This window comes from Nostoc sp. JL23, from assembly GCF_017115065.1.
Taxonomy (GTDB): domain Bacteria; phylum Cyanobacteriota; class Cyanobacteriia; order Cyanobacteriales; family Nostocaceae; genus Nostoc; species Nostoc punctiforme_A.
The window spans coordinates 38,899-58,711 of record NZ_JABXKN010000132.1; the positions used below are offsets into that span (position 1 = coordinate 38,899).

Consider the following 19,813-nt stretch of genomic DNA (forward strand, 5'->3'; position numbering starts at 1 on the left):
ATTGCAGCTAGCTGGCCTTGATTTTGATTTCCTTAGTTAATTTAGCAATTTTGTTGGCGTAGGCATAGCCAGCCGTAGGCATCGCTGCTGCAATGTCTTGTAAACTTTAACTACTCAGGTTTAGGAATGGGGCATTGGGTAAAACAGTTCTGAGTTCCATTAGCGGTAGCGGGGCGTTTAGCCCGTTCCGAGTGCTGAGTTAGGAGTTATTATTTCTCCCCTACCCCTGTGCCCCTGCTCCCTGCCCCTCATCTCCCCACTCCTATCTACTAAGTAGCGTTTGTAGCTTGGTCAGGAGGATTCAAGGTAGAACGCGCATTCAACGCCAGCATCACGCGTGAAACGCCAGTGAAAATAATGCTGACACCAACTAGTGTACCCAGAAGCCAGGGGGCGTTGAAGGGCCACTGGAACCAAATCATTGCACCTAAGATCAGCGTAATAATCCCATCACCTAGTATCCACGTCCAGTTATCTTGTGGGCGTAACCGGAATGCCAGAATTAACTCGAATGTACCTTCAGCCAGTAAAAAGCTGCCAAGCAACAGAGTTAGTGTGAGTACACCTGTAAAAGGATAAACAAACAACATGATGCCGGTTGCAATATAGAGTCCGCTCAATAGAAGTTTCCAAATAAAACCTCCTTGGTGGCGGGTTTGAGTGGCATAAACTAGTTTTGTAAATCCGGCGAAAATCAAAATCACCGCAATCCAAGTTTCGGCGAATATGGTGGTGAAGTTAGGCGCTGCGATCGCAATAACCCCTAAAATACTTAGGATAACACCACTGATCAGCGACCCATTAACATCCTTCTTAATATCTTTAGAAACATCGGTTGTCATAAAAATCTTTTCCCTATTCTTAGACTAAACTCTACATTTAGATTAGGGAATTTCTGAGTAACAGAGTATGAACCCTAAGATAGACTCATTAGTATTAACTTCATTGCGCTCGTGACTAAAATTCACGACTATTGAGATACTACACCAATCATCGGATGACAAATGCATTATCTTTAAGTAACCTTTATAAAAGTTCTGCAAGATTGCTAAGGCGTTCATAAACAGAGATCAGACGATCTCCTTCAAGTTCAACAGATGTATTTGGATAATTCTGAATGGCTCCAAGTAATGTAACTTCACCATTTTCTTTAATAGATGCACTTAAAGCGCTTCGCAACGCTTGCTGATCTAGTTGTCCTGCGGGAGGGTGAACTACCTCACCAATTTGGTTAACTAAAATTGGCCCTGCCCAACTAGCTAGTAAGCTATTTAAAAAGTCAGCATCAGCTTTTATTGGGGCTTTCAATGCTTTACGAGCTACTGCGGGATCTTGTTGGGCCGCCTGTAAATAAGCTCTTAATGTTGGGGTAGTCTTACCAGTTTCGGTAAACTGACTTAATTCTTCAACTGATATTTGTCCCTGAAAAGTACCATACTTTAAAACAACTTGCTCGGCAGCATTAGCATTAGTAGTTGAGAATAGAACAATAGCGCCTATCCCTAAAGCTATAGTCTGAGTGAGTAACTTAGTAAATTTCTTATTATTTAATCGATTGAAAAGTTGCGAAATCTGCATTTTGTTAAACTTGATTTGATAATGATAAGTAGTATGGAGCAGACATAGGCTTTTTTTGCCTATGTCTTAGGATTAAAGCTTGTCATTAGGCGAAGCTGCATGAGGTAGTATTGATTGATCTTCGTCTAAGGTTGGTGCAGGTACGCCCAAATGCTTCCTTGTAGTTTCTTCAGCGAGCTTTCGGTCTTGTTCGTTCTCGAACTGACTCTCATCTAACAAATGAGGGTTTTTTGCTGCTTCATCTCGGCTTGGTCGATAACCATTTTTCCACCTGTACTTCCAGTCCATAATTTGAAAGGCAGATACACTGCAATTTGATTTCCTAGTTGCTTTATAGTAGACGCTGAATGGAAAGTGATACTCCTGCTATGGGTTGAAGAGGCTCATTCAGAAGGTATAAATTTAACATTTTAGAGTAAGAATACTTTGTGGCGTAAATTTTAATACTTTAATATCTAAATAACAAGTCATGAGTGGCGATCGCAAATGTAGTAACTATTGTCATGATGATCTGCGATCGCTACTGGTGTTATATAAAATTTTACAGTTACAGAATATCTAAGCGTCGGCTTTGTGCCATTCTCTACGGGACGCCAAGGGCGAACGGGAAGCAAGCTATGTACAGCCGTAATTTTTAATCGTCAGGTATATTTACTGATTGCTTTATCAAAAAGCCTAATTGCTTTATCAAAATACTAAAATACTTTCTCAAAATACTGAAATGCTTTCTCAAAAAGCTTAAATGCTTTCTCAAAACCCTTGAATGCTTTCTCATTTCGGTGTTTTCAGCAAGCAAAAAGCTTAAATGCTTTCTCAAAATACTTGAATGCTTTCTCATTTTGGTATTTTCCGCAAGCAAAAAGCTTAAATGCTTTCTCATTTTGGTATTTTCCGCAAACAAAACGCTTAAATGCTTTCTCAAACACCAGTTTAGTTACTCATTTCGGTGTTTTACGCAAGCAAAATGGCATTTAACTTTCTCAAAATGCTTTAATAATTTCTCAGTAAATAAATCAGCGAGAATAAATAAAACTACAAAATTTCAACTAAAACCCTTTTAAAACCTCGTTTCTAGACTTTGGCTAGAAATGTTCCTCATTATTGCACTGCTACCGCAAATCAAGGAGGCGGCAGCCCCAAAATAGTCATTCTCAGCCGGAAGATATGACTTTATCACTCTAAAGTTACAGAGGCACTTGGAATTTAGTGCAAAATTTCTCAAATTTCTGTCTAAAGAAATAAGCACAAAATTAACCTGACTATACTTAAAAGTTGTGTATGCACAGAACAATCACTTTCAAGCAATATCTCTATAGATATAACTAAAAAAGCTAATTTTATTATAATTACACCTTTAGACTCACGCAATTTAAACTAAAAAGGTTAATACTTAAAAATAAGTTTATCAGTATTAAATCCTGGTTTGTAATTTTTAATTATAACCCAGAGAACAAATAGAACAATAGAGAAAAAATTACAAACAATGACAACTTCTACAGACCGGAATCAACAGATTCAAAAACTGCATGAACTAATCAAAGATATTGATTATGGTATGTTTACCACAGTCGATGATGATGGGAGTTTGCATAGTTACCCTATGTCAAAGAGTGGTGAGATTAACTCTGATAGCATACTCTGGTTCTTTACTTATGCTGCTTCCCATAAGGTAACTGAAATTGAACACCATAAGCAGGTCAATATTAGTTTCTCGTCACCCGAACAGCAGCGATACGTTTCTATCTCAGGTACAGCAGAACTTGTAAAAGACCGCAATAAGATGCGAGAGCTATGGAAGCCGGAACTTCAAACCTGGTTTCCTAAAGGACTAGACGAACCCGATATTGCTTTGCTAAAGGTGAATATTAACCAGGTTAATTATTGGGATAGTGCATCGAGTTTCAAGCCACAAACTATTAGTTTTTGACACCATCACGTCTTTAAGTAATCAATAATTCGTAATTTTTAATTTTTAGTTAACAATTAAATTACGAATTATTTAATACGTGTAATTGTGGGACAAAATTGCGACAGTTGTTAACGGTATTGATGATCTGAAAGTACTGCCTCAGAATTTAGCGTAGGCGTAGCCCACCGCAGGCATCGCCCGTAGCTTTCAAACAATGCAGTCCTTGGGCGTTAGCATAGCTCACCGCAGGTATCGCTGTTACCAATACGCCGCTGATGAAGGTTTTAAACTCTTCAAAACTTTCAAAGTTTGATACTGATGAAGGCAGAATCAAACATAGATTTCCACCCCAAAGCAAAGGACAAACATGAGACTGGGGAAATAAAGTTTATGCCTTACAAACAAATTGCAGACTTACCAGATGCAGTCAAAGAAAACTTACCCAAGCACGCCCAAGAAATTTTTCGGGCTGCATTTAACAGCGCTCAAGAACAATATGGTGGAGAAGAACGTGCCTTTCGAGTCGCTTGGAGTGCGGTAAAGGGCGATTACGAAAAAGGCGATGATGGGCATTGGCACAAAAAGCCAGAATAGAAATGAACTCAATACGTTTCGGTTAAGGTTTTTTGATGAAAATTATAAATCGTAAAGATGCGAAAAATCACCGTCAAGACAAAAGACTGATTATTGTAGAGACGGCAATTTATCGCGTCTCTTAACCGAACAGTATTTGAAGTGACTAGCCACCAAAATATCAATCATGAGAGATCGCCTCAAGAAAAGCGTAGGCGTAGCCCGTCGTAGACATCGCTCCATTTGTTTTCATGAAAATATGATGACTAATAAGTGTACAGCGACTTTTTATTTGTCACTGTACACTTGTGGTGAGTAGATCCACCTTTGATAGAAACAACGTTAAAAATTCTTACAGCCAGTGCTTGGGATAAGTCCTCTCTTGTGCCAGATTATTAAAAACCACGGCACAAAGCACCAAAATAATAGAACCTTGTAAAGCAGGTGTTAATAGAAATTGCCAAGGAGCTTTTGTCATCATTACGACTAAGGCAACTGCTCCTGAAGGTGGGTGTAGAGTTCCAGTCAGCTGCATCATTCCAATAGCTGTTGCTACTGCCATTCCCATTGTCCAAGGAGACGAACCGAAAAGATGTAAAATAATTAGGCTGACTAAGGCAGCTACGAGATTACCACCAATTACATTACGGGGTTGAGCCAAAGGACTGTCTGGTACACCAAATATCAATACACTGGTAGCACCAAACGGAGCCATAAGCAGAGGAGAATTTGTTTTTACAGACAGGTAAGCCGTTGCTGCGATTGCTAAGAAACTACCAAGCCAACTCCAAAAAATATGTTTGTGATGAGGTTTATCTATAGGACATGTTAGAGGACACGACCGCCAGGTTCCACTTATCTTAAACCAGTAATTCTTCAATCTCAAGTGAATATTTTTGTAATTAAATAATCTTAAATAGGCAGGATTAGTTCGTTTTTTTGGGAAATTTCCTTTCATAAACTCCACAATAATAAATAAGCATCAACTTAGAAAATATGAATTGTGAAATGATGCTGTAGCTAGTTACCAATACCGAAATAGACAAACACATCTATCTCAAGTTTGTTAGCAAAAATAGTATCTTAAATCGGTTGATACACTAAAGATAACAATGCACACAGTAGTACCTTTCCAGATTGTAGATAAGGCATCGACTAGATTATTTATTCAAGACATTAAGAGCAACATTTACATAGACCTATTAACGCTAAATTAACAAGTCCAATAGAATATTGCTTAATGTCATGAATCTATAACATTCTACCATTAAAGTATCTTGGAAATTTTTCAATAAAGTCTATATTACTTAGAAAAAAAACTATCACACCCATAAGATTTACTTATAAAAATGCCTAGATTCGTTCCATATTAAAGATATCGTTACTAACTTCAAGGTGCTATAGGACTCATATTTGATTTCTGAAAAAACTAAGTACACCTTCGAAAACCTTCTTTCCTGTTCCCTGACTACGTAGATCGTTTCAAAAATCAAACCGGATTCCTATAGCAGAGTTGATAATATTTCCTTGCCGTTGGTGTAATTGAATGGATTCTTAGCCAAAGGCAATAAAACACATGTGCAACGAGGCGATTGCGTACATCATACCCTCACTTGGAAGCTGCGGCATTCGACCGTTCATTGGCAATTCTTCTTTCCTTTGCTGATAATAGTTTTAGAGCTAATTATTTAAGAGGTTGATTGTGGTCTTTGCTCAAACCAGTACCCCAGATGTAATCACAACTCGCCTGATGTTAGATGAGTATCGGGCTATAGAAGAAACCAACCTAGAACACCATGAATACTGCAATGGAGAGATTATTGCTATGTCGGGAGGCTCGGAATCTCATAGTGCGTAGACGCATTGGCGTAGCCTCTCGTAGAGAATTTTCTTCGTGCCATTGGGTTATGGATAAGACATATTTAATTTTACTTATATCTCTTTTATTTAAAATCTTAGTGTTTTTAAACGCAAAGTGTTTTGGAAGCAATGTTGTATTTAGGAAGTATCAGATGTCACACAAACAATTGATTTATTGCTGGCAAAAATGGTTACTTCCCATTTTGATGCCTGCCATTGTGCAAATAGTAGTTCTAACATTAGGGGTGTTGAGCATCTTGGGAAGTACTGCTCCTATGAGTCATGCTCAAGCTGTTTTTAACATCCAGGAGCAACAGACACCATCAAAATCAACAGTGCTAAATGCCACTGTATATCACAGTCCCGATTGTAACTGTTGTGGCGGGTGGATTGAGCACTTAAAGGCACAGGGTTTTAAAATCACAGATTTTTCTACGCCTGATATCGAAACAGTCAAACAAAAGTACAACGTGCCGGATAACTTGTCATCTTGCCATACAGCAATTGCTAATGGATATGTCATCGAAGGACACGTCCCCGCAGGCGACATCAAACGTCTCCTTCAAGAAAAGCCAAATGTTGTTGGTTTATCTGTTCCTCAAATGCCTGTAGGCACTCCTGGGATGGAAATGGGGAATCGAAAAGACCCGTTTTCTGTGCTTTCCTTTGATCGCAATAACTCAGTTGCAGTATTCAATCAGTATCGTGGTGAGTCCTGAGTGAATTAAAAGGGTCTTTTAACTCGGAACTCAGCACTCTTTATTTAGAACCAGTTTTGATCAACTGCGACAAATGACTTAACCATCTTTTAAACCAGAAGGCAGATGTTGCACTTGCAATATTTTGAGAAAGAAACTCAATGGCATGGTTACAATCTTGCAGGCTGGCATCGAGTCCCATTGCATGATAAATTTCACGAGCATTGCAAAAGGCATCCATCGCTTCTGATTCTCGATTGGTTTTTTCTAATACCAAACCCAAATTAAACCAGGCGTTTGCTTCCCCATTTGGGTCATTAAGATCCCTTTTAATCTCTAATGAATGCTGATAAAACTCAAACGCTCTTTGGTACTGTCCCAAAGCCTTATAAGCACCACCCAATCCACTCAGGGCCATGCTTTGACCATTGCGATCGCTAATAAATTTTGCCAGCCCTAACCATTGTTGATAAAACTCAATCGCTAGTTGGTAAGATCCCAATGATTCATAAGTATTGCCCAAACTTCCCAGGCAAATGCATTCCCCAGTCCAATCGCCTGTTTTCTTCGTTATACCCAACCATTGTTGGTAAAATTCTATCGCTTGCTCATACTTACCCAGATATTCATAAGTATTACCCAAACTTCCCAAGCAAATGCCTTCCCCAGTGCGATCGCCTATTTTCCTGGTAATGCTCAACCACTGGTGATAAAATTCAATCGCTCGCTGGTATTTGCCCAGTGATTGGTAAGCGTTACCCAACCCAGATAAAGATTTGGCTTCTTCTAAGCGATCGCCTATTTCTTTAGCTATATCTAACCACTGCTGATAAAACTCAATTGCTAGGTGGTATTCACCTAGTGAATGGTAAGCATTGCCCAAACTTGCCAAGGAAATGACTTCCCCATTGCGATCGCCTGTTTCTCTGGCTTTTTCTAAGCACTGCTCTTCAAACTCAATGGACTCAATATTATTTAGTCCCCCGGATCTTATTACTTCTGTCATTCTCTATAGAAATTTTTGAGCGATAAGCTGTCGATTATACAATTTTCTGTGTCTTTAGAACAGGATAAATGCAACTTATGTCAAAATTTAGAAATTATTTTTCAATATATACTTTTCATACGTAGCGATCGCTATGTAGCAAAGGCTTTTATTTATCCTTAGTAGCAAGCATACAAATATACCATACTGAAAAACTTAGCTTTCTCAAAAGATATAAGAAAAACCAAATTAATCAGCAGCAGCATAATCTGGCAATACGTTGAGTTCTAAATTAACAGCACTTAGATAATTTGGATCGTTTAAAACTTGTGATGGTAATTTATCTGCATTCACAGCAGCTTTAACCAAATCTTTCGCAACAATATTTCTATTTAGAGTTTTAAGTACTAGCGCTTCTCCGCTAGGAATACCATGTTGTTGCAGACCTCCTTGATAAGCAAAAGTAACTAGATTTACAGGCTGGAGGTAATTCGCAGAAGTCGAATTAGTGGATAAATTGTTAGAGTTAACAGCTATTGTTTCGCTGTTGTTGGTAGTAGCTGTTTGAGCGCCAGCGATTCCAGGTACAAGAGTAATAGAAGCAAAAATAAGTGCAGAATTTATTAAGTTAGTAAGTTTCATAAGTTATATTTAGGTAAAATGCAATCGGTGTTCTTTAGTAATAGAATCCTCTTTATTATTAATCTCAGCTTCCTTCAGTCAGGTCATCTGATCGGTTGATCTATGACTCACCCAAAAGGGTGAGCTAATTGAGTGATACAAACAGCAATAGAGACTCAGTTGAGTCTAGACACAACAAGGATTGCTTGAAATTGTCAAGTACTTAACTGAGGCGAGTTGAACATTTATGCAATTTTTTAGTTCGCCTGTTGAGTTCCCCTCACAAAGCAGAGATTGCTGCGGCAGGTGACTCAAATACGCCCATTTACCCAAATTTAATCATGAGTATTTCCCAGGATGTCAGAGAAAAACACTGCGTGCTGCTTTGCTAAAGCGTCTCTACATACCTAAAATTCTCTCTTAAGAGAAAAACTTGACAATTAAGTAATTTTTTAGTATAAATGTACTATAAAAGCGCTTGATATTGCATAAAACTTTACCACTCCCGACTACGGTAATAGGAGAGTACAAAATAAATGAAGCTATCTAAGGTAGACTTGAGCAGTTTAGTAGCGATCGCTCATTCTGATGGATATTTGCAGTTGTTGCTCGACCGAGGCAACGAACTAGAGTTTTTGGAAATTCCGGCACCGATACAAGCTTATGAAGGATTACAAGAACTGAACGAAACAATTGCCGAAACGACTGCATTACCCTTTGAAGAAGAACCAATTGTCATGCTACCAGTTGTCTCATCAATGGCTATGGCTGTAGGCTACGATCGCAACGAACATATTTTGCAAGTTGAGTTTCAAAGTGGAGCTGTTTATCAGTACTTAGGCGTAGACGAGGATACTTGGGAAGATTTACATTCCTCAGACTCAATTGGCAGCTTTTTCAATCAAGAGATTAAAGGTAGATATGACTGCGATCGTCTAGATAATGCAGATTAATGACTAATAACTGTATGTAAGGTTTTCAACAATTCTTGCGTTGTATAAGATTTAGATAAAAAGGCTGTATACTCTAACCTTTTTATCGATCAGTACTTGTTCACTTGTTACTAGTCCACTCACAGCAATAATCGGCAATAGCGGATTTATATCTTGCAATGTGCGAATGGTAGTTGCTCCATCCATCTTAGCCACTCAACATAGACTAGTAATGCTTTTTTCAGAGACAATAGAAAAAACCTATATAATATCAACGCAGTTATGACAACCACACTTACCTCTGCTGTTAAACCAAGAGCCGAAGATAGTTTTGCCATTACCTTTGCACCATTGTCTCTGGAAGAAATCTACACCAAATCTGACGATCCAGCTAATGGTGCTGTGGTTGTGATGAGTGGTATGGTTCGCAATCAAACCGATGGTAAACCTGTGATTGCTTTAGAGTATCAAGCTTATGAACCGATGGCATTGCGGATATTTTATCAAATTGCTGCGGATATTCGCTTATCTATGTCTGATGTGAATCGAGTCGCGATTTATCATCGCGTTGGACGTTTGCAAGTTGGGGAAATCAGCGTTTTAGTAGCTGTGGGTTCTCCTCATCGGAGTGAGGCGTTTGAAGCTTGCCAATATGCTATTGATACACTCAAACACAATGCCCCTATATGGAAGAAAGAACATTGGCAAGATGGTTCTAGCACCTGGGTGAGTATTGGTGCGTGTGAAACATCAGGAGAAAATTGTTGATTTGAAAAAGAATTCAGAAATCAGAATGGGCTACGCCCCGCTGCGTTAACAGGAGTCAGATTGACAAAATCTTGACAAGCATAGGTAAAATGCTATGCTCTTTTTCCAAATGTATTGAACTCATCGACACCACTCGCCAAAACCTTGAAAACGTCATAACTTCTCTACGAGACGCTGCGCGAACGTTGATTGGTGTCGATTGTTTCCACAGTAAGGGTTTCAGGCTACAAAATCGATTGTTTGTCGCTGTGCAAAAGTACTCTTAACGAACTCTGCAATCTCTATACGATTCCCACCGGGATCTCGGAGGAAAAACCGCACGCATTCTGGAAGTGGTCGTTGATCGGGAATAATTTCTATTCCATGCTCTTTTAGGTGTTCTTCAAAAGCGTTCAAGTTATCGACTTGGAAACAAAAATGCCGTCTAGATGCTTGGTTATTGGCGTTTTTCTCTCTACTAACGTGCAGTTGAATATCTCCCAATTTGTACCACGCTCCTGAATCATTTTTAACGACATCAGGTCTGGCAATTTCAGTCAGTCCCAAAACTTCGCTGTAGAAAGATAGCATTGCTTCCTCGACTTCAAAAGGATAGGTTACTTGAATATGATGAACTGCATTAAGCTTCATAAATTTTTCTCCTAATTTGGGTTAAATTTGGTAATGCTACAATCACCTTTTGCCGTCATACTGGCGTATTTCTATAGTTTTTTTGTTCAAACTCACCAAACATCTATGCGACAAGCTTTCCCATACTGATGCGTTCTTCAATGAGATAGCCAAGTTTTCTATAAAACTCAACTACTTCTGCATTGGAGACACGAACTTGGAGATTGATTTTGAGGCATCCCATCGCTATCAATACCTTCTCTGCGTGCTGCACTAGCTTGCTACCAATACCCTGCCGTTGATACTGAGGACTGACCGCAACTGTGTATAGCCAACCGCGATGCCCGTCATATCCTGCCATGATAGTGCCCACAATTACAGAGTTAATCTCAGTAACGAAAAACAACTCTGGTTGTACAGCAAGCTTCTGACTGATTACCAATTTTGGGCTGCTGTGCGACGGATTATTAGGAAACACCTCATCCCACAAAGCACTGACTAATTCAGCATCAGATTCTTGGTATGGTCTTATATTCATCTACATCTCTAAATCAAAGGACTTGCCTTTGCACATTGTTTATGAAATACTACTCTTAAACTACGGTAAATTGATATATTTTAAGTAGTATTGCACAAAAATTACGATAAAACATCGTCTCCTGAAAGCAATTACAGGCTAATCCCAAGATGACAAACACAGAAATTCGCACTGCTCAAGTTAAAGTCCCTAACGGAGATTTGCAAATTGATGCTTACTTAGCTGAACCGGCAAAAAAGGGAACCTTCCCAGCCGTGATTGTGATTCAGGAAATTTTTGGGGTTAATATTCACATTCGGGAAGTTGCTGAGAAATTTGCCAAAGATGGGTATGTAGCGATCGCACCGACTTTATTTCAACGCACCGCCCCCGGTTTTGAGGGTGGATACACTCCTGAAGATGTGCAGCAAGGGAGAGGGTATAAGGAGCAGACAACAGCAGAGGAAATATTGAGTGATATTAAAGCTGCGATCGCCTATCTAAGAACTTTACCAAATGTGCAAGGAGATGCGATCGGCTCTATTGGTTTCTGCTTTGGTGGTCACGTCGTTTATCTAGCTGCCACCTTACCAGATATTAAAGTTACAGCTTCCTTCTATGGTGGCGGGATTCCCAACTCAACTCCCGGCGGTGGAGAACCAACCATCACCCGCACTCCAGAGATTAAAGGCCCCATTTACGCCTTCTTTGGTCTTGATGACCAGGGAATCCCTTTAGAACATACAGAACAAATTGAGGCTGAATTGAAGAAAAATCAGATTACTCATGCTATCTTCCGTTATCCCGGAGCAGGACATGGCTTTTTCTGCAATCATCGCGCCAGCTACAATGCCGAAGCTGCCGCCGATGCTTGGAAAAATGTTCAAGAACTGTTCCAAAAGAACCTTCAGCTTCAAAAAGTCTAAATCTTTAGATTACGAGTAATACAACACTAGAGGCGCACAGATGTGCGCATTGGTGTCAACTTAAGCTAAAAGCTTTGTCAAATCTCGTTTCCAGCCTCTGGGCTGGAAATGCAACTCAAAAGCGGCTCTGCCGCCAGCAAGGGAGGCGGGAGCCTCTAAGACAGCATTCCCAGTCTGAGACTGGGAACGAGACAATATCTAAAAGCTTTTTCTAGGCTGGCTTTCACGTTAAGTTGACACCAATGATCTGTGCGCCTTTACGACTGAAGATAGGCAAATATTAGCCAAATAAGTCCAAAAGCAAATAAAAAAACAAAGTATCACGTCCATGATTCTTGCCTTCAAACAGCCACAAGTTAAGATTTTCCAACGTTTTTCACTATTCCTTTTACCTGGATTATTAACAATCTCAACAACCTTAATCAGTTGCTCAGTCCAAGCCCCAAATTCAGCAAATAAAACCACTGGGTTGAAAACCAAAGTTGTCCGAATGGGGTATCAAAGTTCTGGGGATATTTTCAGACTTAAAGGATTGATTGAAAAACGTCTCAAGCCTTTAGGTATTTCCGTGGAATGGGCGCAATTTGCCGCCGGGCCACAACTGATGGAAGCGATGAATGTGGGTAGGGTTGATATTGGCTCTGTAGGCGAGACTCCCCCGATATTTGCCCAAGCGGCTGGCACATCTTTAGTTTATGTTGCTAGTAATAAACCCAGTACTGGTAAAGGAAGCGGGATTATCGTTCAAAAGAATTCACCGATTCGGACTTTAGCCGATCTCAAAGGTAAAAAAGTAGTTTTTCAAAAGGGTTCTGCTTCCCATTACTTATTAATCAAAGCTTTAGAAGAAGCTGGTTTGAAATATAGTGATATTCAAGCCATTAGCCTCCCTCCTTCAGAAGCTCGTGATGCTTTTATTCAAGGCAAAATAGATGCTTGGGTAACTTGGGACCCTTATTTAGCCGTGGCCCAAAAAAAAGCAAATGCTCGTGTTTTGCGAGATGCTAGTGGCATTTCTACTCAGGGCGGATATTACATGGCGGCGCGAAAATTTGCCACAGAAAACCCGAAATTAGTGCGATTAGTTCTTGAGGAGATAAATAACACAGGTCAATGGAGTGAGAAAAACCGAGCAGAAGTTGTAAAACTGATTATTCCTCACCTCAAAATTGATGAAGATATTTTAACAACAATGGTTGAAAGGCGAACTTACGGTATAAGACCAATTACGCCTGAAATTATGGAAAAACAACAGAAAATTGCAGATTTGTTTGCCAAAGAAAAAGTGATTCCTAAACCCATCAATATTAAGGAAGCAATGCTGACTAGCGAACAATATGCAGCTATAACACCGGAAACCATTAGCCATAAATAGCGCCAGGAGATAAGAAAATGGAAGTTTTTTGGTATTTGCCGACACAGGGAGATGAGCGTTATTTAGGTACTACAATCGGCAGGCGACCAGCCACTTATCCCTATATGCAGCAAATCGCCCAAGCTGTTGATAAATTGGGCTATGGCGGGATGTTAATTGGTACTGGACAAAAACAAGATACTTGGATTGTAGCTACTTCATTAATTTCAGTTACGGAACGCTTACGGTTTCTTGTAGCCTTTCGTCCGGCAATTATGTCGCCTTCTTTGGCAGTTAGAATGGCCGCTACTTTTGACCAGATTTCTAATGGTCGAATTATTCTGAATGTTGTCACTGGTGGAGACACAAAAGAACTTGCAAAAGATGGGATTTTCTTAGCTCACGATCAGCGTTATGAACTCACAGATGAGTTTTTGACAATTTGGCGATCGCTCATGCAAGGTGAAGAAGTAACCTATAATGGTCGCCATCTGAAAGTTCAAGGCGCAAAACTCCAATTTCCTCCTGTACAAAAGCCTTATCCCACCTTATATTTTGGCGGTTCTTCAGATGCGGCGCTCCAAGTTGCTGCCAAACACATTGATGTGTATTTAACTTGGGGTGAACCACCAGATCGAGTTGCCGAAAAGATTGCCAAGGTACGCCAATTAGCAGCAGAACAAGGTAGAACAGTCCGGTTTGGGATTCGGATGCACGTTATAGTCCGCGAAACTACACAACAAGCTTGGGATGCAGCTAATGAACTGATTCAGTATGTGGATGATGAAACCATAGCAGCTGCACATCAGCGATTTACTCAATCTGAATCAGAAGGACAACGCCGTATGGCTCAACTGCATAAAGGTAATCGCAAAAATCTAGAAATTAGTCCCAACTTATGGGCAGGTGTTGGCTTAGTGCGTGGAGGTGCTGGGACTGCCTTAGTGGGAGATCCAGATACAGTTGCAGCGCGGATGCTGGAATATGCCGATTTAGGAATTGATACCTTCGTTTTTTCAGGTTATCCCCATCTCGAAGAAGCCTATCGAGTCGCAGAATTACTGTTTCCCAGGTTGCCGTTACAAACTCCGGCAATCGCATTACCGCAGAAGGTTGCAAGTACATTCAGTGAATTTGTTACCAAAACAGATTTACTCAAACCCCAACCTGTGTAAGCAATTCAAAATTCAAAAAACTAGCGTGATTTAACTCATAACACCTTAGTACAACATTGCATAAATTCGGCAAAACTCTGCGTTACTCTGCGCTTACTTTGCGTGCCTTTGCGTTTAAAAACACTTTCTTACCAAACAGAAAAAAGCATGAGTACAAAAAAACCTCAACTTAGACTAGGTGCATTCTTGCCCAGCACTGGCCATCACGTAGCGTCATGGCGACACCCCGAAGCGCAAGCTGACGCTGGTTTGAACTTTCAACATTATAAAAAGCTGGCACAGACGGCAGAACGCGGCAAATTTGACATGATCTTCTTTGCAGACGGCGTGGCTGTGCGCGACCGCAATCAAAGCGCCGACCTTTTGAGCCGAAATGGGAAACTCGTCCACTTTGAACCTCTCACCCTGTTGTCGGCTTTATCTGTGGTGACGGAAAACATTGGTTTGACGGCGACAGTATCGACCACCTACAACGAGCCATATCACCTCGCCCGCAAGTTTGCATCACTGGATTATCTCAGTGGTGGCCGTGCCGGTTGGAATCTCGTAACTTCTGCCACTGAAGCTGAAGCGCTGAACTTCAATCGGGAAAAGCACATGGAACATACCCTACGTTATCAGCGTGCCAAAGAGTTTGTGGATGTTGTCACGAAACTCTGGGATAGTTGGGAGGACGATGCCTTCTTACATGATAAGGAGTCGGGTATTTACTTCGATCCAAATAAATTGCACGTTCCCAACCACAAAGGTGAACATTTTTCAGTACGCGGCCCGCTAAATGTGGCGCGTCCCATCCAGGGCTATCCGGTAATCATTCAAGCTGGGTCTTCCGAAGACGGTAAGGATCTGGCTGCACAAACGGCGGAGGTAATTTTCACTGCCCAGCAGACCTTGGCAGAAGCCCAGGCATTCTATGCAGATGTGAAGGGGAGACTGGCTCAATACGGGCGATCGCCTGACCATCTCAAGATTATGCCAGGTGTATTCCCAGTTATCGGCAAAACTGAGCAAGAAGCTAAGGACAAATTCGATCAAATTCAGGAGTTGATCGATCCGGTAGTTGGCTTAAATTTGCTTGGCTCAATGATCGGTGGATTTGACCTATCTGGCTATCCATTGGACGGGCCGTTGCCCGATTTACCAGAGACTAACGGTGGCAAAAGCCGTCAGCTACTTCTGACTGACCTAGCGAAGAGAGAGAATTTAACGATTCGCCAACTGTATTTATGGATAGCTGGAGCGCGTGGGCATCGTCAGATTTTAGGCACACCAGAACAAATTGCCGATCAGCTAGAAGATTGGTTTGTCAATGGCGGGGCGGATGGCTTTAATATCATGCCACCTTGGTTGCCCGGAGGATTGGATGAGTTTGTAGACTTGGTAATTCCTGAATTGCAACGTCGCGGTCTGTTCCGTACAGAGTATGAAGCACGAACCTTGCGCGAAAATCTTGGTTTACCTCGTCCAGTAAATCAGTTTAGCAAAGTTGCGGCTGTCGCTGAAGCTGCGATCGCCTAACTTTTTCTAAAGCAAGTTTTGCATTTTTACAGCAATGTCATCAATAACACCAGAATAAAAATATCCCCGACTTTTTAAATAAGTCGGGGATTTTAAGCTCTCAATCTTTGGATATCAAATCGGATTACCAAAGCTGTTTAATCGCACATAATATCACTCAAATTGCACAAGCGATCGCCCCGATACAACAATAAAACCTACAGAATCAAGCCTCAGAAGCGGCTGGCGAATTCCCTCTAGAATGGCTGCATTTAAAGCATTTTCTATCTTCAATTCTTCAGCTAATGCATTATCCCAACTTTGCTGATTTAAACGTAGACCTAATTGTTCTACTCGATTGGCTAATTTCTTTTCGGCGATTTTAGCACAACTTTGACATAAATCAATAAAATCGGGACGATTGGAAAGTAATTCTGAAGAAGCATTACGTACTTGATAGCAAAAATTTTGCCATTTACTAGGATCAACAAAATCGTCAATAATTCCTAAGCGCTCTTTTGCTAGGTTGTAATCTCGTCCTTGATTATTGTTTTTATCTTTATATGGACGTTGCAGAATACTTAAAAGAGCTTTATCCTCAACAGCACGTATTGGCTCCTTGCGACCATCAACATAGATAGTTTCTATAATTGGTGGAAATAGAGCATCAACACGTCGCTGCAAGTTTTTGAATTGAGAATTATCTAGTTTGTTATCTAGTAAAACTTGTTTGGCAATTCTTAAATTTGCCTCGACTACATAATTGCACTGGAAACCGAACCACTCTTTCCCTTCTTTCGCATCCCAAGATGCATCAGTGCGCCAGAGAGCAAAGGCTTCACCTCGGTCATCCCAGTTGATATAGTTCAAGAGTGCTTCAACAAATCCTTCGCCAACTCGAAAGAGTTTAACACCAGCATTCTGGTTTGCCACCCTGCGATTATAAGTACCAAATTGGTCTAGGGAACTCTCAGCAAAACGGTTTTGTAACTCATTTATCGGAACCAAGGTACGCGTTGTTGGTTGATAACGTCGCATCTCTGATGAATCGGGGTTATTGAGTCCTCTGAATCCTAGCGCGTCACAAATCCAGCCTTCAATTGCTCGTTTCATTTCTAGATGACGAGCATCGTAATTATCTAGCTCTTGAAAATACTCGGTAGCAATTTCATCGTTTGCATCAATTTCATCTAGAGCATTTTGTTCGCTAATTTTGGCTATTTCCGCTTCAATTTGCTCTTGAATTGGTAAAACCATCTCTAACAATCCAGCCGCACCTGATTGAAACAAAACTGTTTCTAATTCTGCAAGTTTCTCATCGACATAAAACTGGAGACTGGCAATTGATTGTTGGAAAATACCAAACCCATCTTTTAAGACTTTATACCAAGCATTGTGAGGGCTATCTTCCAAGTAGGGGCCAATCAAGACACTAGATTGGATGCCAATTTTGCTGCCAATGCGGTCAAGTCTACCAATTCTCTGCTCTAATTGATTAGGCGACCAAGGAAGGTCAAAATGAATTAACCAATCGGCAAACTGGAGGTTACGTCCTTCTTCTCCAGAGCGATCGCATACTAAAATAAAGCAGTTTGGGTTATTCTTGAACCGATTTAAGCCTTCTTCAACCTTGTCTGGTGATTCTCCAAATTGATGGCTGGCTACTGTCTCTGCACCAAAGGTATCAGATAAATAACGGACAATTTCGCCACAAGTTTGCACAAAACTGGTAAATACAATAAATTTGGGCAGAATATCGCCAGTAATTGGTCTTTTAATTCTCTGCTGTATTCTCGTGATGAATTCCTTTTGATTCTTCCGAACGTTTGCGGGAATTTTGAAATAAGTACCTAGCTGATTCAGCAGCACTGTTTTCAAATTTTCCGTCCGTTGTCCATCCTCTTGAGGTTGACGAATAATTTTTAGTAAGGATTGGAGAATCTCTTCTTCCCCTGAGAATTTGGGGGTTGTAGTTAATAGGCGAATATCATCTTCTTTAAACTCCTGGATGAGTTTAGCATGAGGTTTTGCAGTTAAACGCGCCGTAATTACCTGCTCTAAAATGCCTAACCAAGTCCCAGCAGCGAGAAATAACAACAGAAAAATTCGCTGATATTGCTTTTCACTAGGAGCAACACTCCGCCATTGATTGAGGAGTTCGTGGATATCAAGCGATCGCTCGTCTAAATCATACTCTTCTTTGGGCGTAAAGTTGCGGTCAAATATCACGTCTTCCACCGCAGCGCGACGGTTGCGAAGCATTCGGCGGTGTAGTCGATAAATATCGCTGACATGGACGCGAATCGCTTGGACGATTTGCTCTTGCTCGGTAGAATTTGCTTGTAAACAATTTTCTAAATCATCCGCCAGCTTCAGTAAATACTTATCTTCAGCCAAGAGGTTGCGCAATTGCTGCAAGTTGCTTTTGAGAACCTCTGGTTCTGCACCTTCTTTAAAAGAAAGCAGAAGTTTACCAATTTGCTGACGGCTTTCAACTTTGGCGCGAAAACCTGCTAAATCACCAATTTTATAGGTTGTCGGGTCGAGCAAGTGCAACATGGCCAGAAAATCCTGCTCGTGATTGAGAACCGGAGTGGCAGATAATAAAAGTAAGCGATCGCTTTTATGAGCCAGTTCTTTGCAAGTCTGAAAACGCTGGCGTACTGTTGCATCCTTAGAGGTTGCCATTGCGGCGATGTGATGAGCTTCATCTAAAATTAAGCAGCCTATCCTTGCTTTCAGGTTGATTTTATGAATATCTTCAACCGCCAGCACCGCTACCCGTTTGCCAAAATGGGAGATGTAAAACTTGTTTTCTAACTCAGTCCGCCATTGTTTGAGCAAATATTGCGGAACTAATACCACCGCACCTCTTTTCGGTTCATCAAGGAGGAATTGACGAAGAATCGCACCCGCTTCAATGGTTTTACCCAGTCCCACTTCGTCTGCTAACAAGTAGCGTTGAATTGGGTCTTCCAGTACCCGCCTCACTACTTCAACTTGGTGAGGATAAAGATTAATATTTGCCGAAATCAGTCCCGTCATCCCGCGACTCACAGCGCGTTGCTGAATCAAGGATTTCACGAAAGCCAATCTTTTGTCATGGAAGTAAGGCGTTTCGTGACCCTTCATCGCCAGAGTTTGGATGGGGTCTGTATTTGGTAGATTACACCGAACGTAAATATCTTCAACAGAAGCGATCGCAGTTTTCTTATCTGGTAAATCAATTTGATACATTTCTGTATCATCATCCCAGATAAAAACTCTGCCCACTATCCACTTATCCTGAGTTTGGGACTTAATATAGCATCGAGCCTGGGGTTCCAGCTTGACTTCAGAGAGCGAACTTAAAGGTAAAGTTTTTTGGAGACGTTGGCCTATAGAGCAGAAATACTCAACGTTTGCATTGGTATCAGATATTTCCGTAACTTTTCCGATACCCAAAGAGTTATTCTGGGACTGTACCAATAAACCAAGCTTAATCATAGATCCAGTCCCCTGAACACACTAAAAGAACCTTCCAGACTAGTTTTTAGCCCATATCTGGCAGTTTTGTCGATCAACATTATAGATAATAACTGGTATTACAGTTTTTGTTAGAGCGATATCTACGACGAGCTATTTGGCGCCGCTCCACCACAGCCAAGTAATAAAATTAGCAATTTTCAGGTAAATACACCTCACACTAGAGGTACACCATTGCTGTGCTTTTACAACATATACAGTTCAATTAAATGAAAACTGCTGTAAATTCACATTTCTCACCAAAGTTTTGCGTAAAAGCATAACGTTGTTAAACGCAGGGCGACGC

The 19,813-nt window shown here is 40.8% G+C and carries 21 protein-coding genes and 1 pseudogene; 10 read left to right on the forward strand and 12 right to left on the reverse strand.

Annotated elements, in window-relative coordinates; translation table 11 throughout:
* Positions 1 to 269: 269 nt before the first annotated feature.
* The 4 genes from HWQ42_RS27875 to HWQ42_RS27890 all read right to left on the reverse strand — a co-directional run bounded on the left by HWQ42_RS27875 (position 270) and on the right by HWQ42_RS27890 (position 2,192).
* Positions 270 to 842 carry an HdeD family acid-resistance protein gene (locus HWQ42_RS27875; protein WP_292817618.1) on the reverse strand — a complete coding sequence of 191 codons (573 nt, stop codon included), beginning with the start codon at positions 840 to 842 and terminating at the stop codon, positions 270 to 272.
* Between the two features lie 184 nt (positions 843 to 1,026).
* Positions 1,027 to 1,578 carry an alpha/beta hydrolase gene (locus HWQ42_RS27880; RefSeq protein WP_292732996.1) on the reverse strand — a complete coding sequence of 184 codons (552 nt, stop codon included), beginning with the start codon at positions 1,576 to 1,578 and terminating at the stop codon, positions 1,027 to 1,029.
* 72 nt (positions 1,579 to 1,650) lie between these two features.
* The gene (locus HWQ42_RS27885) at positions 1,651 to 1,866 is read right to left on the reverse strand and encodes a bromodomain-containing protein (RefSeq protein WP_292732994.1); all 216 of its coding nucleotides are present in this window, start codon (positions 1,864 to 1,866) and stop codon (positions 1,651 to 1,653) included.
* Between the two features lie 179 nt (positions 1,867 to 2,045).
* On the reverse strand, positions 2,046 to 2,192 hold the full coding sequence (locus HWQ42_RS27890; RefSeq protein WP_292817620.1) for a hypothetical protein: 147 nt from the start codon (positions 2,190 to 2,192) through the stop codon (positions 2,046 to 2,048).
* An 869-nt stretch (positions 2,193 to 3,061) separates the two neighbouring features.
* Here HWQ42_RS27890 and HWQ42_RS27895 point away from each other — a divergent pair.
* Positions 3,062 to 3,505, forward strand: a complete 444-nt coding sequence (locus HWQ42_RS27895; protein ID WP_292817622.1) for a pyridoxamine 5'-phosphate oxidase family protein — start codon at positions 3,062 to 3,064, stop codon at positions 3,503 to 3,505.
* Positions 3,506 to 3,653: 148 nt separating this feature from the next.
* Here HWQ42_RS27895 and HWQ42_RS27900 read toward each other — a convergent pair whose 3' ends face one another.
* Positions 3,654 to 3,821, reverse strand: a complete 168-nt coding sequence (locus HWQ42_RS27900; protein WP_292817624.1) for a hypothetical protein — start codon at positions 3,819 to 3,821, stop codon at positions 3,654 to 3,656.
* A 56-nt stretch (positions 3,822 to 3,877) separates the two neighbouring features.
* Here HWQ42_RS27900 and HWQ42_RS27905 point away from each other — a divergent pair, with 56 nt between their 5' ends.
* Complete coding sequence (locus tag HWQ42_RS27905) at positions 3,878 to 4,081, forward strand: ChaB family protein (protein WP_292817626.1); 204 nt, start codon at positions 3,878 to 3,880, stop codon at positions 4,079 to 4,081.
* A gap of 331 nt (positions 4,082 to 4,412) precedes the next feature.
* Here HWQ42_RS27905 and HWQ42_RS27910 read toward each other — a convergent pair whose 3' ends face one another.
* Complete coding sequence (locus HWQ42_RS27910; RefSeq protein WP_292732982.1) at positions 4,413 to 4,775, reverse strand: HPP family protein; 363 nt, start codon at positions 4,773 to 4,775, stop codon at positions 4,413 to 4,415.
* 987 nt (positions 4,776 to 5,762) lie between these two features.
* Here HWQ42_RS27910 and HWQ42_RS27915 point away from each other — a divergent pair.
* Positions 5,763 to 5,915: pseudogene (locus HWQ42_RS27915) on the forward strand (Uma2 family endonuclease); the annotation flags it as partial.
* 157 nt (positions 5,916 to 6,072) lie between these two features.
* Positions 6,073 to 6,639 carry a DUF411 domain-containing protein gene (locus tag HWQ42_RS27920; protein ID WP_292732980.1) on the forward strand — a complete coding sequence of 189 codons (567 nt, stop codon included), beginning with the start codon at positions 6,073 to 6,075 and terminating at the stop codon, positions 6,637 to 6,639.
* A gap of 40 nt (positions 6,640 to 6,679) precedes the next feature.
* Here the strand turns inward: HWQ42_RS27920 and HWQ42_RS27925 are convergent, their stop codons facing one another.
* Positions 6,680 to 7,624 carry a tetratricopeptide repeat protein gene (locus HWQ42_RS27925; protein WP_292817628.1) on the reverse strand — a complete coding sequence of 315 codons (945 nt, stop codon included), beginning with the start codon at positions 7,622 to 7,624 and terminating at the stop codon, positions 6,680 to 6,682.
* A 228-nt stretch (positions 7,625 to 7,852) separates the two neighbouring features.
* Positions 7,853 to 8,245: a hypothetical protein gene (locus tag HWQ42_RS27930; protein WP_292817630.1), complete on the reverse strand. Its 393-nt coding sequence runs from the start codon at positions 8,243 to 8,245 to the stop codon at positions 7,853 to 7,855.
* 515 nt (positions 8,246 to 8,760) lie between these two features.
* On the opposite strand from HWQ42_RS27930, the gene HWQ42_RS27935 reads away from it, so the two are divergent.
* Both HWQ42_RS27935 and HWQ42_RS27945 read left to right on the forward strand, forming a co-directional pair.
* Complete coding sequence (locus tag HWQ42_RS27935; protein WP_292817632.1) at positions 8,761 to 9,177, forward strand: KTSC domain-containing protein; 417 nt, start codon at positions 8,761 to 8,763, stop codon at positions 9,175 to 9,177.
* 261 nt (positions 9,178 to 9,438) lie between these two features.
* Positions 9,439 to 9,924 (forward strand): molybdenum cofactor biosynthesis protein MoaE, encoded by a 486-nt coding sequence (locus HWQ42_RS27945; RefSeq protein WP_292732972.1) that lies wholly within the window; start codon positions 9,439 to 9,441, stop codon positions 9,922 to 9,924.
* A gap of 219 nt (positions 9,925 to 10,143) precedes the next feature.
* Here HWQ42_RS27945 and HWQ42_RS27950 read toward each other — a convergent pair whose 3' ends face one another.
* Together HWQ42_RS27950 and HWQ42_RS27955 are read right to left on the reverse strand one after the other, a co-directional pair.
* Positions 10,144 to 10,554 (reverse strand): VOC family protein, encoded by a 411-nt coding sequence (locus HWQ42_RS27950; protein WP_292732970.1) that lies wholly within the window; start codon positions 10,552 to 10,554, stop codon positions 10,144 to 10,146.
* Between the two features lie 103 nt (positions 10,555 to 10,657).
* Positions 10,658 to 11,071, reverse strand: a complete 414-nt coding sequence (locus HWQ42_RS27955) for a GNAT family acetyltransferase (RefSeq protein ID WP_094350604.1) — start codon at positions 11,069 to 11,071, stop codon at positions 10,658 to 10,660.
* A 149-nt stretch (positions 11,072 to 11,220) separates the two neighbouring features.
* Here HWQ42_RS27955 and HWQ42_RS27960 point away from each other — a divergent pair, with 149 nt between their 5' ends.
* The gene (locus tag HWQ42_RS27960; RefSeq protein ID WP_292817634.1) at positions 11,221 to 11,976 is read left to right on the forward strand and encodes a dienelactone hydrolase family protein; all 756 of its coding nucleotides are present in this window, start codon (positions 11,221 to 11,223) and stop codon (positions 11,974 to 11,976) included.
* Positions 11,977 to 12,036: 60 nt separating this feature from the next.
* Here the strand turns inward: HWQ42_RS27960 and HWQ42_RS27965 are convergent, their stop codons facing one another.
* On the reverse strand, positions 12,037 to 12,171 hold the full coding sequence (locus HWQ42_RS27965) for a hypothetical protein (RefSeq protein WP_292817636.1): 135 nt from the start codon (positions 12,169 to 12,171) through the stop codon (positions 12,037 to 12,039).
* A gap of 133 nt (positions 12,172 to 12,304) precedes the next feature.
* Between HWQ42_RS27965 and HWQ42_RS27970 the strand changes: the two genes are divergently transcribed.
* The 3 genes from HWQ42_RS27970 to HWQ42_RS27980 all read left to right on the forward strand — a co-directional run bounded on the left by HWQ42_RS27970 (position 12,305) and on the right by HWQ42_RS27980 (position 16,023).
* Entirely contained in the window at positions 12,305 to 13,351 is a 1,047-nt protein-coding gene (locus HWQ42_RS27970; RefSeq protein ID WP_292817638.1) for a sulfonate ABC transporter substrate-binding protein, read from the forward strand.
* Positions 13,352 to 13,368: 17 nt separating this feature from the next.
* A complete protein-coding gene (gene ssuD, locus HWQ42_RS27975) occupies positions 13,369 to 14,505 on the forward strand; it encodes an FMNH2-dependent alkanesulfonate monooxygenase (protein WP_292817640.1) in 1,137 nt (378 codons plus the stop codon).
* Between the two features lie 147 nt (positions 14,506 to 14,652).
* Positions 14,653 to 16,023, forward strand: coding sequence for an LLM class flavin-dependent oxidoreductase (locus tag HWQ42_RS27980; protein ID WP_292817642.1), 1,371 nt, complete (start codon positions 14,653 to 14,655; stop codon positions 16,021 to 16,023).
* 153 nt (positions 16,024 to 16,176) lie between these two features.
* Here the strand turns inward: HWQ42_RS27980 and dpdE are convergent, their stop codons facing one another.
* The gene (gene dpdE / locus HWQ42_RS27985) at positions 16,177 to 19,488 is read right to left on the reverse strand and encodes a protein DpdE (RefSeq protein ID WP_292817644.1); all 3,312 of its coding nucleotides are present in this window, start codon (positions 19,486 to 19,488) and stop codon (positions 16,177 to 16,179) included.
* Between the last annotated feature and the right edge of the window lie 325 nt (positions 19,489 to 19,813).

What these genes read in the sequence shown, in the direction of transcription:
- HWQ42_RS27875 (WP_292817618.1), bottom strand. Translation starts at nt 842, where the DNA reads ATGACAACCGATGTTTCTAAAGATATTAAGAAGGATGTTAATGGGTCG.
- HWQ42_RS27880 (WP_292732996.1), bottom strand. Translation starts at nt 1,578, where the DNA reads ATGCAGATTTCGCAACTTTTCAATCGATTAAATAATAAGAAATTTACT.
- HWQ42_RS27885 (WP_292732994.1), bottom strand. Translation starts at nt 1,866, where the DNA reads ATGGACTGGAAGTACAGGTGGAAAAATGGTTATCGACCAAGCCGAGAT.
- HWQ42_RS27895 (WP_292817622.1), top strand. Translation starts at nt 3,062, where the DNA reads ATGACAACTTCTACAGACCGGAATCAACAGATTCAAAAACTGCATGAA.
- HWQ42_RS27905 (WP_292817626.1), top strand. Translation starts at nt 3,878, where the DNA reads ATGCCTTACAAACAAATTGCAGACTTACCAGATGCAGTCAAAGAAAAC.
- HWQ42_RS27910 (WP_292732982.1), bottom strand. Translation starts at nt 4,775, where the DNA reads ATGGCTCCGTTTGGTGCTACCAGTGTATTGATATTTGGTGTACCAGAC.
- HWQ42_RS27920 (WP_292732980.1), top strand. Translation starts at nt 6,073, where the DNA reads ATGTCACACAAACAATTGATTTATTGCTGGCAAAAATGGTTACTTCCC.
- HWQ42_RS27925 (WP_292817628.1), bottom strand. Translation starts at nt 7,624, where the DNA reads ATGACAGAAGTAATAAGATCCGGGGGACTAAATAATATTGAGTCCATT.
- HWQ42_RS27930 (WP_292817630.1), bottom strand. Translation starts at nt 8,245, where the DNA reads ATGAAACTTACTAACTTAATAAATTCTGCACTTATTTTTGCTTCTATT.
- HWQ42_RS27935 (WP_292817632.1), top strand. Translation starts at nt 8,761, where the DNA reads ATGAAGCTATCTAAGGTAGACTTGAGCAGTTTAGTAGCGATCGCTCAT.
- HWQ42_RS27945 (WP_292732972.1), top strand. Translation starts at nt 9,439, where the DNA reads ATGACAACCACACTTACCTCTGCTGTTAAACCAAGAGCCGAAGATAGT.
- HWQ42_RS27950 (WP_292732970.1), bottom strand. Translation starts at nt 10,554, where the DNA reads ATGAAGCTTAATGCAGTTCATCATATTCAAGTAACCTATCCTTTTGAA.
- HWQ42_RS27955 (WP_094350604.1), bottom strand. Translation starts at nt 11,071, where the DNA reads ATGAATATAAGACCATACCAAGAATCTGATGCTGAATTAGTCAGTGCT.
- HWQ42_RS27960 (WP_292817634.1), top strand. Translation starts at nt 11,221, where the DNA reads ATGACAAACACAGAAATTCGCACTGCTCAAGTTAAAGTCCCTAACGGA.
- HWQ42_RS27970 (WP_292817638.1), top strand. Translation starts at nt 12,305, where the DNA reads ATGATTCTTGCCTTCAAACAGCCACAAGTTAAGATTTTCCAACGTTTT.
- ssuD (WP_292817640.1), top strand. Translation starts at nt 13,369, where the DNA reads ATGGAAGTTTTTTGGTATTTGCCGACACAGGGAGATGAGCGTTATTTA.
- HWQ42_RS27980 (WP_292817642.1), top strand. Translation starts at nt 14,653, where the DNA reads ATGAGTACAAAAAAACCTCAACTTAGACTAGGTGCATTCTTGCCCAGC.
- dpdE (WP_292817644.1), bottom strand. Translation starts at nt 19,488, where the DNA reads ATGATTAAGCTTGGTTTATTGGTACAGTCCCAGAATAACTCTTTGGGT.